Genomic DNA, 9,659 nt, shown 5'->3' on the forward strand with positions numbered 1-9,659 from the left:
CTTACTTCATGGTCTGAGCCTTGAGGTAATGCCCCGGTGTGATCCCGACATGCGCCTTGAATACCCGCTGAAAATGGCTTTGATCGGCGAACCCCAGGTCGTGGGCGACCTCAACCAGTCGGTGACCCTGCCGGAGCAGTTGACGGCCCCGGTTGATTCTGGCGTTGAGCAAGTAGGCGTGCGGCGTCAGGCCTGTGGCAGCCCGAAACGCGCGAATCAGTTGATAACGACCAAGGCCTGCTTCCCGGGCCAATGACTTCACGGTCAGGCGAGCCGGATCCTGGTCGTGCAGGGTCGTCAGCAAATCCTGCAGCGCTGGGGCTTGAAGGACGGGTGCTGCGGCCAAGGGCGAGAAGGTGTCGAAATCCATGTCGCACAGAAAAGCGATCAGCTCGGCCTCCTTTTGCATCGGGGCCGCCTCGGAAAACAGCACGTCGTTGAGTTGGCAGAATCGGTGGTACGCTTCGGCATCCCGGCTGACACGCGCCGGTTGTTCAGGCGCGCCGCAGGGCAGGCCGGACTCAGTGCGCAGCTCAGCCAGCCAGCGCGCATCCACATGCAGCATCTGGTAGCTCCAGGACTGGTCTGCCTCGGGGTTGCAGGCATGGACCCGGTGCGCGGGGACCGCCACCAGCGTACCGGGGGTGAGCCGCTCGGTCCCGCAACCTGCACCTGTGAACAGGCTGGAACCCGCGTCCACGGCACCGATGGAGAAGGTCGGATGGCTATGGGCTTTGTAGCAGGCCCGGCTGTTGCAGGCCCGGCGGCTCTCGACCTGCGGCAAGCGCGGATCTCGCCACAGGCGGGTATTGGAACGCGGCATCGGAAGGTCCTCGTGATGGCTGACAGCTTAAACAGACGCTGCTGGCCCGTACAGTTGTCGCGCGTGACTGTACCTTGACGCTGCGGCCTGGTACCTGCGATACAGCCCTAAATTCAGAGGATAGAGGGATGGACCTTGCCAGCCTGATGCTTTTCATACCGGCCTGCTTTGCCCTGAACATGGCTCCAGGTCCCAACAACCTGTTGTCGCTGCACAATGCCAGTCGCTATGGGTTGCGCGCCGCTTGCCTTGCAGGGGTAGGGCGCCTGTTTGCTTTCAGCGGCATGATAGGCCTTGCGGCCATGGGCCTGGCCGTGGTCCTGCATACCAGCGAAACCCTGTTTCTGGCGATAAAAGTGGTGGGGGCGGTGTATCTGTTCTATCTGGCGTGGCAACTGTGGCGTGCGCCAGTGGCCGCGGCCGTCGATGCTGGGTACTCGGCGCGCAGTGGGTGGCGCCTGGCGCGTCAGGAGTTCATGGTTGCAGCAGGCAACCCGAAAGCCATCCTGATATTTACAGCCTTTCTGCCACAGTTCGTATCGGTCGCCAGCCCCGTGCCGGTAGGCCAACAGTTCCTGTTACTAGGGGTTTTGTTTCTACTGCTGGAATGGGCAGCCATCGCGCTCTACGCTGCAGTGGGCGCTTATTTGCAGCGATGGTTCTCGCGGCCGCGGCCTCGTAGGTTGTTCAATCGCACCAGTGCCGCGCTGCTGGCAAGCGCAGGGGCAGGGCTGTTGGTCGTTCGGCGTTAGTCAAGGGCAGGGCGCGCGATGGTCGCGCGCCCTGCTTACTTGTCAGAACTGCCAGCGTACGCCCAGGTTGACGCCGCTGGCCTCTTGTTCACGGCTATCCAGATGCGTCGTGTACTGAATCCCGCCGTGCACGCTCAACGAAGTATTGAGTTGCGCTGCAACGCCTGCTTCGGCTTGCAGGGCGGTGTAGCGGTAATCAGTCTTGACCTTGTCCGTCTTGTCGAAGACCAGCGCATCCCTGCCGCCGTCCCCATGCCACAGGTTCACTTGCGCGTAGGGCTGCAGCAGCCGGGCACCGTCGGGCTGGAATCGTCCCTCCAGGCGCAGCCCGATGCGGCCAGTGAGTTCAACCTGCGCGTCATGGTCGATACGCGAGACGCGATCATTTGCGGTATCGAACTTGGTCTTCTGGGCGATGACCTGTGCCTGCGGCTCGATTGCCCAGTGCGATGACAAGGTTACGGGCACGCCGGCTTCCAGCGAAGCGGCCCAGGCGTCCCCGTCCAAGTCCAACTTGTCGCCTCGGTCCGAGCGCGCCCGCCCATCCAAACGGGTGTATTGCAACACGCCATCCAGATAGCCACCTTGCGCACCCACCCAGCTCCAGTACGCACCTGCGCTTTTTCCATCCAGGCGCAAGTCACCGACGCTACGGTTCTCCTGGGCCAACGCGAAGCCCTTGACACCGGCCGTCAGGCGAGACTGGCTGAGGTATACCCCAGCGTGTTGACGGGCACCGCTATCACTCACATGAGCGTACACGTCCTGACCAACCTTGAAGCCATACAGGTCGCCATCGAGGCTGGGGCTGACCGTACCACTCCACTGTTGACGGAGTGCGCCGCCGTAGGCCTGACCCCAGGCAGCGGGCAGTGCGCCCTGGCCCTCCAGCAACTGCTGGTCGCCCTGACGCTGATGGAAGGTGCCCAGCCCCTGACGCACCACGATGGCTGCCCCCCTGGGGGCGGCGGCGTAGACCGCGACCTCGGGACGATACAGCGGCAGGCTCTGGTTGCCGGCGATCGGGGCGGGCAAGTCCAGTTGCCCTGGGGCTGGAGCGGCAACCGGCGGGGTAACCGCCGGCTGTTCGGGGGCCGGCTCGGCAGGGACCTCGGGTTCGGGCTCAGCCGGCGGCGTCACCACAGGTGGCGCCACCAGCGTCGAGCGCAGGTACCAGTTGTTCTCGCTGCCAGCGGTAACACCACCTTTGAACAATCGATAGTCGTAGGCACCCGCCGAAAGGGTTTGCGTTTGCACGAAGGCGGTAGCCGTACTGGTGGCACCGTCGCGTGCCTCCACGACCTGAATGCCGTTCTGGGGTGTCGACGCGCCGGCTCCCCCCAGATTGTTGACGATCAGGCCGGTCGTCCCCGTTATGGACCCGGCGCTGACCACCAGGCGATCGGAGGGCGCATTGTCACCGGCCAGCACACTGTTCACGCGCAACAGGCCGTTTTCGCCGACATAGTCGCCTTGGATGGTAAGACGGCCCAGGGCATCGCCACCCTCGGTAAGGTTGAGCGTTCCGGCGTTACTCACCGATGCGCGTTGCCCTGGGCCAAACGCTGTGATCACGCCCACGCTTGAGGCAAGGACGCTGTTGCTGTCGAGGGTGAGCCTGCCGGTTCCGGTGCCGGCGTCTCCAAGGACCAGGGTGTCGTTGAGCGCCAGCTGACTAAGATTGGTCAACGCCACCGTCTCCCAGTTGAGGTAGCGAGCACCGCCCACCGCGCGGCTATTGTCGAACGTGAGGATATCGTTGCCTTCGCCGCCATCGATTGTGATGATCAGCGTTTCCGGATTAAGCCCGGAGAGCAGCGCAGTGTCGTCGCCCGGCCCGGCATCGACTTTCCCGCCGATCGTCCCGCCGTTCCAGACGAAGCGATCGTTGCCCGTGCTGAGCAGCACGTCCCCTGCGACGCTGCCGCCATGGATCAGGACGCTGTCGTCGCCGCCGCTGACGCTGATATTGCCGCCAATAGTGCCATCGAAGACCTCGATGTAATCGGTGTCGAACGCGGCAATGACGTTCCTGTCAACGCTGCCACCGCGCATGATGAAGGTATTCTTGTCCAGGCGCAGGTTGACGTTTCCGATCATGCCGCCGTCCATTTCGGCGTAGTCGCCGCTGTCGAAGGTGCCCTTGATCCAGCCGCCGGACATGTAGAAGGTGTCCAGCCCGTCACCCTGGTTGACGTTACCCTCGATCACGCCGCCGCTCATGACGAAGTCATCGATGCCGCCACCCTGATTGACGTTGCCGGCGATCGTGCCGGAGGCCATGTCGATACTGTCCCGGCCTGGGCCAAAGGTGACATCGCCCTCGATGGCGCCGGTGCCACCTGCCGGAAACACCAGACGGTTGTCACCCTCGGTATCCACCAGCGAAGGCGCTGACCCGCTGTCGCAGACATACGTGTCGTTACCGGCCCCAGGGGAAAATGTACAAGCTGCCTGAGCGGATGGCAGGGCCGCGCCCAGCAAACTCAGTGAGCCCACAATCAGTCGTACACGCATAGCAAAGCCTCCATTCAAAGCCAGCGCGCAACATCAATTGCGCGGGGTCAGGCACTTTTTACAGAGGAAGGCTTGGGAGCGACAACTGGCAGAACTGCTAGTTGCTGGGTATTTAGACGGCAGTGTTGAGACTCAGTCGCGGTAGAACGTCTGCACCAGGTGATAGCCGAATTTGCTCTTCACGGGCCCATGCACAACGCGCAGGGGCTTCTTGAAGATGACCTGGTCGATCGCACCGACCATCTGCCCAGGGCGAATCTCCCCAAGATCACCGCCACGCTTGCCCGAGGGGCAGAGGGAGAACTTCCTGGCGAGCACATCGAACGCCTCACCCTTGGCGATGCGCTGCTTGAGCTTTTCGGCTTCGTCAGCAGTCTTGACCAGGATGTGGCGGGCTTGGGCTTTCATGATCTACCTGTGCATGCAGCGAGAGAAAGCAGCCATTATGCCCGACGCACCGCTACCACCGCGAATCGGCATGGCTTATTGCGCCAGCCATCCACCGTCCATGTTCCAGGCCGCACCGCGCACCTGGCTGCCAGCCTCGCTGCATAGAAACAGCACAAGCTCGCCCAGGTGCTCGGGCGCTACGAACGCTTGTGAAGGCTGTTTTTCCGCGAGCAATTCCCGTTCTGCCTGCTGCGGATCGACGCCGGTTGCAGCACGTGCGTCGATCTGCTGCTGCACCAGCGGCGTCAACACCCAGCCTGGGCACAGGGCATTGCAGGTCACGCCGCTCATGGCGGTTTCCAGCCCTACGACCTTGGTCAGGCCAATCACCCCATGCTTGGCGGCGACATATGCGGCCTTGCCGGTGGAGCCGACGAGCCCATGGACCGAGGCGATGTTGATGATGCGGCCCCAGTTGCGGGCGCGCATACCTGGCAGCACCAGGCGAGTGCCGTGGAAGACCGCAGACAGGTTCAAGGCAATGATCTTGTCCCAGCTGTCCACCGGGAAGTGCTCGACAGGTGCCACATGCTGGATCCCGGCATTGTTGACCAGGATATCCACGGCACCGAATGCCTGTTCGGCAAAGTCCAGCATGGCCTCGATCTGCGCGGCATCGGCAAGATCAGCGGGGTGATGGCGCACCTGCACCCCTAATTGCTCAAGGCTGGCGATGGCAGGTGAAGGGTCACCAAAACCGTTGAGCACGATGTTGGCCCCCGCTCGCGCCAGCACATGGGCAATGCCCAGGCCAATGCCGCTGGTGGAACCTGTGATCACTGCTGTCTTGCCTTTGAGGGTCATGCAAAGCTCCCTAACAGCGCGCCGGCGCCGACTGGAACGAAGAAAGCCGTTGGGCATCGCCCGGGATGGGCTGAGCGTAGGAGCGGAGCGGCTGATCAAAGGTTCCGCAGGGGCCTTCGCGTGAGGCCAAAGCAGCGGCTTTGCGCCACTCCCTCCTACCGGGCTTGCTTCGCAGGACTTAGTCCTGGCGGCTGGTCACTTCCAGCAGGTGGTAGCCGAACTGAGTCTTGACCGGACCCTGCACGGTGTTGACCGGGGCGCTGAAGACCACGGTATCGAATTCCTTGACCATCTGGCCAGGACCGAACGAGCCCAGGTCACCACCCTGACGGCTGGACGGGCAGGTGGAGTTGGCCTTGGCGATTTCAGCGAAGTCGGCACCCGCTTCGATCTGGGCCTTGAGTTCGTTGCACTTGTCTTCGCTGTTGACCAGGATGTGACGGGCGGTTGCACGTGCCATGGGGTAATGCTCCTTGGGAGGGTAAAGAGGCAAAGCCTAACGCACTTCAACCGGTCGTGTCTCGCAGGGTTCGGCCTGCCGCTCACCCAAAAGGCGTGCCGCACCCTGCAACAAGGTCTCAGTGGTGGTCCAGCCAAGACAGCCATCGGTGATGGACACGCCGTATTTCAGCGCCCCGTTGCTCAGGGCCTGACAGCCCTCGAACAAGTGCCCCTCGATCATCATGCCGACGATCGAGGTGTCGCCGCTCAATCGCTGTTGCAACACCTCGTTGAAAACAGCCGGTTGCCGGGCGGGGTCCTTGCCACTGTTGGCATGGCTGCAATCGACCATGATGCGCGCAGGCAGGCCTGCTTTGGCGAGCCCCTGACGGGCCAGGGCAAGGCTGTGGGCGTCGTAGTTCGGACCTTGATGGCCACCTCGCAGCACCAGGTGAGTATGCGCGTTACCCAGGGTTTCGACGATCGCAGGGTAGCCCTGTGCATCCATGCCGAAATGCCGGTGGGCATGGGCAGCACTGCGCATGGCGTCCGTCGCGATGGCAACGCCGCCATCGGTGCCGTTCTTGAAGCCTACCGGCAGCGCCAGCCCGCTGACCATTTCTCGATGAATCTGTGATTCGGTGGTGCGGGCGCCGATGGCGGCCCAGGCCAGCACATCGTCGAAGTAGCCAGCGGCCATGGGCTGCAGCAATTCGGTCGCAACCGGCAGGCCCCGTTCGATCATGCCCAGCATCAGCCCCCGCGACAGTGCCAGACCTGCATGCATGTCGTCGCTGCCATCGAGGTGAGGGTCGTAAGCCAGGCCCTTCCAGCCCACCGTCGTGCGCGGTTTTTCCACGTACGCACGCATCACCAGCAGCATGCGTTCGCCGACCTGTCGGCTCAACGCGGCCAGGCGATCGGCATATTCCAGCGCCGCGCGCGGATCATGCAGCGAGCATGGCCCTACGATGACCAGCAGGCGAGGGTCGCGCCCTTCGAGAATGTCGCAAATGGCTTGGCGGTGCGCATGGACTTGGTGTGCGAGCGAGGCAGACAACGGCATCTGTTGTTTGAGCAGGTGCGGGCTGGGAAGGCGGCGGCTGACAGCGGTATTGGCAGCTTGGGCTTGGGTCAGGGGCAGGGCGAGGCTGGAGGCTTGCATGAGGGTTTTCCTTGGGCGGACGGCAGGCACTATGGCTGCGCAGTCGGCCCTATCGAGGTGTTCGACAGATCGGTGTTTGGCTATTGGTTGAATCAGTGCCACCTGTGCAGAACCGGTCGGAGGCGGCAGGCTGGCCCGAGCGGACGTGGCTAAATCGCCAGGTGGAGGTGCTGGTTACGTAATAGGTGTCGTATTTCATGAATCTGTCCTCTGGATCGTTTGGGTGTAGGCCTGAAAAACAAAACCCCCGGTCGGGAGGCCGACCGGGGGTTTGAGTATTCTCATGTTCGGCGGCCCCTCGAAGGTGGACGCCGTGTGGGTATCGGCGCCTAGTGGCTAAACCAATACCCGAAGTAATAGGAGGCAGGCGCGTTCACGCACACGGTCACGACCGCTGCCGGGCGCGGGGCGCGGCCAGTGGTAGTAGCGAGTGTGTGGATGGTTGCTTGCATGCTGCTCTCCAGTGAATGAGCCCGAGCTTACTGCACATTGCGCGGGCCATTCAATGGAAAATTGCTATGAGCGTAATCGATCGGATGATTACGCCGGGTGGTCACTGGACCGTGGTCTTAGTGACTGTCTTGATCTTCAGCTTGACCACCAGTGGCGCCTGCGCCTGAGCCAGTGGCTTCGCCGGTGCTGTTGGAGCCGCCCGCAGCACCGTCATGGGCACCTGCGGCCCCGGCGTTGCTGCTGTCATTGTCACGGCTGCTGCCTGGGGTATTCACGCTGCTGCCTTCACCTGCAGTCTTGCCGCCCATCTGGTCGGTTTTCGGGTGCATGTCGGTGTTGGTGGTGTCAGTGGCGGCCTGACTGGTACCGGCCAGGGTGGCCAAGGCGAAAGCAACGGACAGCGAAAGGCTACGGATGCGAATCATGGCGAAGCTCCTGTGCATGGATTCTGTCATTGCTTTGGCATAGTCCTGCACAGGAGGTGCCCAGAGGGCGACGGATGGTCGGTTAGGGCACGCTTGCCTCAACAGGCCTCGCCGTGGTGCGAAGGCTTGGGTTCGGCCGTTTCCATCGGAGGATGCTCCTGCGCGGCATGCATCAAGTCCTCGGTGACCCGCAGTTCAGCGCCAGTAGGCGAGAAGGTGGTGGAGGCCGTGAACGGGGCAGGGTGTTCCGCGGCCGGGCGCTTGCCGCGCCGCCACAGGAAAAAGCCCACCATCAACAGGTTGACCACGGCAAACGCCCAGAAAAGCCCGGCTTCGCCAAACTCGGTCATCACGGGTGATATCGCCATCGGCGCCATCGCCGAGCCCAGCGAGTTGATTAGCAGCAGCCCTTGGATCATGGGCACCAAGGCATCGGATGGGGCACGGTCGGCTGCATGGCTGACCGCCACCGGATACAAGGTGAACACCCCGCCGCCCAGCAGAAACAGCATCGCCGGCAGCAGGAATGCATCCGAAGGCAGGAACACGGTGACCAATGCCAGCGCAGCGCACACTGCCGCCAGGGCAATCAGCACGTCCTGACGGTCCTTGCGGTCCGACCACCGCCCCACCGGGTATTGCAACAGCATGGCCCCGAGGATGACCAAGGCCATCATGTTGCCTACTTCGCCGACGTCCAGCCCGATACGTTGGAGATACAGCGGCAGCAACGTATAGATCCCGGCAATGGCCACGCCCGAACCAAAGCATCCCACCAGTCCCGAGGGTGCCACGCCCAGCAGTTGCCGTGGCTTGAGCGGCTCTACCTGGTCCAGCAGTGGCGAAACCCGTGGCAGGATCACGATCGGCAACACCGACAGGGCGGTCAGCACACCTGCCAGCATGAAAGGCGCGGTCTCGCCCAGGCGGGTGATCTCGCCAAGCCCTGCCTGAGCCAGCACCCCGGCGCCATAGAAGGCGATCATGTACAAGGCCAGCAAGCGACCGCGGATCTTGGCGTCTCCGGCAAGCAACAACCAGCTCTCGATGACCAGGAACACCCCCACGGCCGCCCAGCCATTGATCAGGCGCAGCACCGACCACCAGGTCACGTCATAGAACAGGCCTTGCAGCAGGATGGTGACGCCGATCAGCGAGGCAAAGCTGGTGTAGGCGCGGATATGGCCGATGCGCAGGATGAGCCGATCATTGAAGATGGCCCCCAGGGTCAGACCGATGAAGTAGGTGGACGAGACGATGCCGATGGTGGTGGCAGACTCGCCAGCCTCGCCGAGTCGCAGGGTGGTCAGAGAAGACATGAAGCCGTTGCCCAGGGCAATGATGAACAGCCCGAGCAGCGGCGCCAGCGCCATGGCCAGCAAACGCGCAGACATAGGTACCTCAAGTTGGATAGGCGAAGGTTGGCCTTTTCGAGCGCGCACGCTGGTCGACCCGGGTAGGGTAGAGGCTGCACGGATGCGACCTGGGCAAGACTCAACCGCTTGGCCATGCAGGAAGACGGCCGGGCGGGGAGGGTTGAGCCTATTTCACATGAGCGTTCATGGGGTCAGGCGCGGACTCGGTCTTGGTTGCCGGTTGCCACCGTTCAAGGCGACGGGCGAAAAGGAAGCGCGATTCTACGGGCTTGCAGGGTTTTGCCAAGGGTTGACTGCCTGCGGCGCAATGCCGCAGTCTCGAAAAGACATGCCAATGTCTTTCCCAGGCAAATCGCCCGCAGTCGCAGTCGCAGTCGCGGCTGCGACTGCTGTTGCTGTTGCTGTGGCTTTTGCTTCTAAGCGCGCGGTAGCCCAGGCGCCGCAGATCGCGAC

The 9,659-nt window shown here is 62.8% G+C and carries 9 protein-coding genes; 1 reads left to right on the plus strand and 8 read right to left on the minus strand.

Translation table 11 applies throughout. The features are described from left to right. Position 1: 1 nt before the first annotated feature. On the minus strand, positions 2-823 hold the full coding sequence (locus B2Y33_RS16935) for an AraC family transcriptional regulator (protein WP_027916371.1): 822 nt from the start codon (positions 821-823) through the stop codon (positions 2-4). Between the two features lie 128 nt (positions 824-951). Between B2Y33_RS16935 and B2Y33_RS16940 the strand changes: the two genes are divergently transcribed. Further along, positions 952-1,575 (plus strand): LysE family translocator, encoded by a 624-nt coding sequence (locus tag B2Y33_RS16940; RefSeq protein WP_027916370.1) that lies wholly within the window; start codon positions 952-954, stop codon positions 1,573-1,575. Between the two features lie 42 nt (positions 1,576-1,617). Here the strand turns inward: B2Y33_RS16940 and B2Y33_RS16945 are convergent, their stop codons facing one another. The 7 genes from B2Y33_RS16945 to B2Y33_RS16975 all read right to left on the minus strand — a co-directional run bounded on the left by B2Y33_RS16945 (position 1,618) and on the right by B2Y33_RS16975 (position 9,224). Continuing rightward, complete coding sequence (locus B2Y33_RS16945; protein ID WP_033695183.1) at positions 1,618-4,092, minus strand: autotransporter outer membrane beta-barrel domain-containing protein; 2,475 nt, start codon at positions 4,090-4,092, stop codon at positions 1,618-1,620. 132 nt (positions 4,093-4,224) lie between these two features. After that, positions 4,225-4,500: a peptidylprolyl isomerase gene (locus tag B2Y33_RS16950; protein ID WP_027916368.1), complete on the minus strand. Its 276-nt coding sequence runs from the start codon at positions 4,498-4,500 to the stop codon at positions 4,225-4,227. A 75-nt stretch (positions 4,501-4,575) separates the two neighbouring features. Next, complete coding sequence (gene hbdH, locus B2Y33_RS16955) at positions 4,576-5,346, minus strand: 3-hydroxybutyrate dehydrogenase (protein ID WP_027916367.1); 771 nt, start codon at positions 5,344-5,346, stop codon at positions 4,576-4,578. A 178-nt stretch (positions 5,347-5,524) separates the two neighbouring features. Then, positions 5,525-5,806, minus strand: a complete 282-nt coding sequence (locus B2Y33_RS16960; protein WP_027916366.1) for a peptidylprolyl isomerase — start codon at positions 5,804-5,806, stop codon at positions 5,525-5,527. 36 nt (positions 5,807-5,842) lie between these two features. After that, a complete protein-coding gene (locus tag B2Y33_RS16965) occupies positions 5,843-6,952 on the minus strand; it encodes a 3-deoxy-7-phosphoheptulonate synthase (RefSeq protein ID WP_050587368.1) in 1,110 nt (369 codons plus the stop codon). Positions 6,953-7,521: 569 nt separating this feature from the next. Beyond that, on the minus strand, positions 7,522-7,830 hold the full coding sequence (locus tag B2Y33_RS16970; protein ID WP_027916365.1) for a hypothetical protein: 309 nt from the start codon (positions 7,828-7,830) through the stop codon (positions 7,522-7,524). Positions 7,831-7,928: 98 nt separating this feature from the next. Beyond that, positions 7,929-9,224 carry an MFS transporter gene (locus tag B2Y33_RS16975; RefSeq protein WP_027916364.1) on the minus strand — a complete coding sequence of 432 codons (1,296 nt, stop codon included), beginning with the start codon at positions 9,222-9,224 and terminating at the stop codon, positions 7,929-7,931. Positions 9,225-9,659 lie beyond the last annotated feature (435 nt).

The sequence above is a fragment of the Pseudomonas sp. UBA5666 genome (assembly GCF_002420785.1).
Lineage (GTDB): Bacteria > Pseudomonadota > Gammaproteobacteria > Pseudomonadales > Pseudomonadaceae > Aquipseudomonas > Aquipseudomonas fulva.

Bases quoted from the DNA above. Each gene is read 5' to 3' on its own strand.
- B2Y33_RS16935 (WP_027916371.1), bottom strand. From the start codon at position 823: ATGCCGCGTTCCAATACCCGCCTGTGGCGAGATCCGCGCTTGCCGCAG.
- B2Y33_RS16940 (WP_027916370.1), top strand. From the start codon at position 952: ATGGACCTTGCCAGCCTGATGCTTTTCATACCGGCCTGCTTTGCCCTG.
- B2Y33_RS16945 (WP_033695183.1), bottom strand. From the start codon at position 4,092: ATGCGTGTACGACTGATTGTGGGCTCACTGAGTTTGCTGGGCGCGGCC.
- B2Y33_RS16950 (WP_027916368.1), bottom strand. From the start codon at position 4,500: ATGAAAGCCCAAGCCCGCCACATCCTGGTCAAGACTGCTGACGAAGCC.
- hbdH (WP_027916367.1), bottom strand. From the start codon at position 5,346: ATGACCCTCAAAGGCAAGACAGCAGTGATCACAGGTTCCACCAGCGGC.
- B2Y33_RS16960 (WP_027916366.1), bottom strand. From the start codon at position 5,806: ATGGCACGTGCAACCGCCCGTCACATCCTGGTCAACAGCGAAGACAAG.
- B2Y33_RS16965 (WP_050587368.1), bottom strand. From the start codon at position 6,952: ATGCAAGCCTCCAGCCTCGCCCTGCCCCTGACCCAAGCCCAAGCTGCC.
- B2Y33_RS16970 (WP_027916365.1), bottom strand. From the start codon at position 7,830: ATGATTCGCATCCGTAGCCTTTCGCTGTCCGTTGCTTTCGCCTTGGCC.
- B2Y33_RS16975 (WP_027916364.1), bottom strand. From the start codon at position 9,224: ATGTCTGCGCGTTTGCTGGCCATGGCGCTGGCGCCGCTGCTCGGGCTG.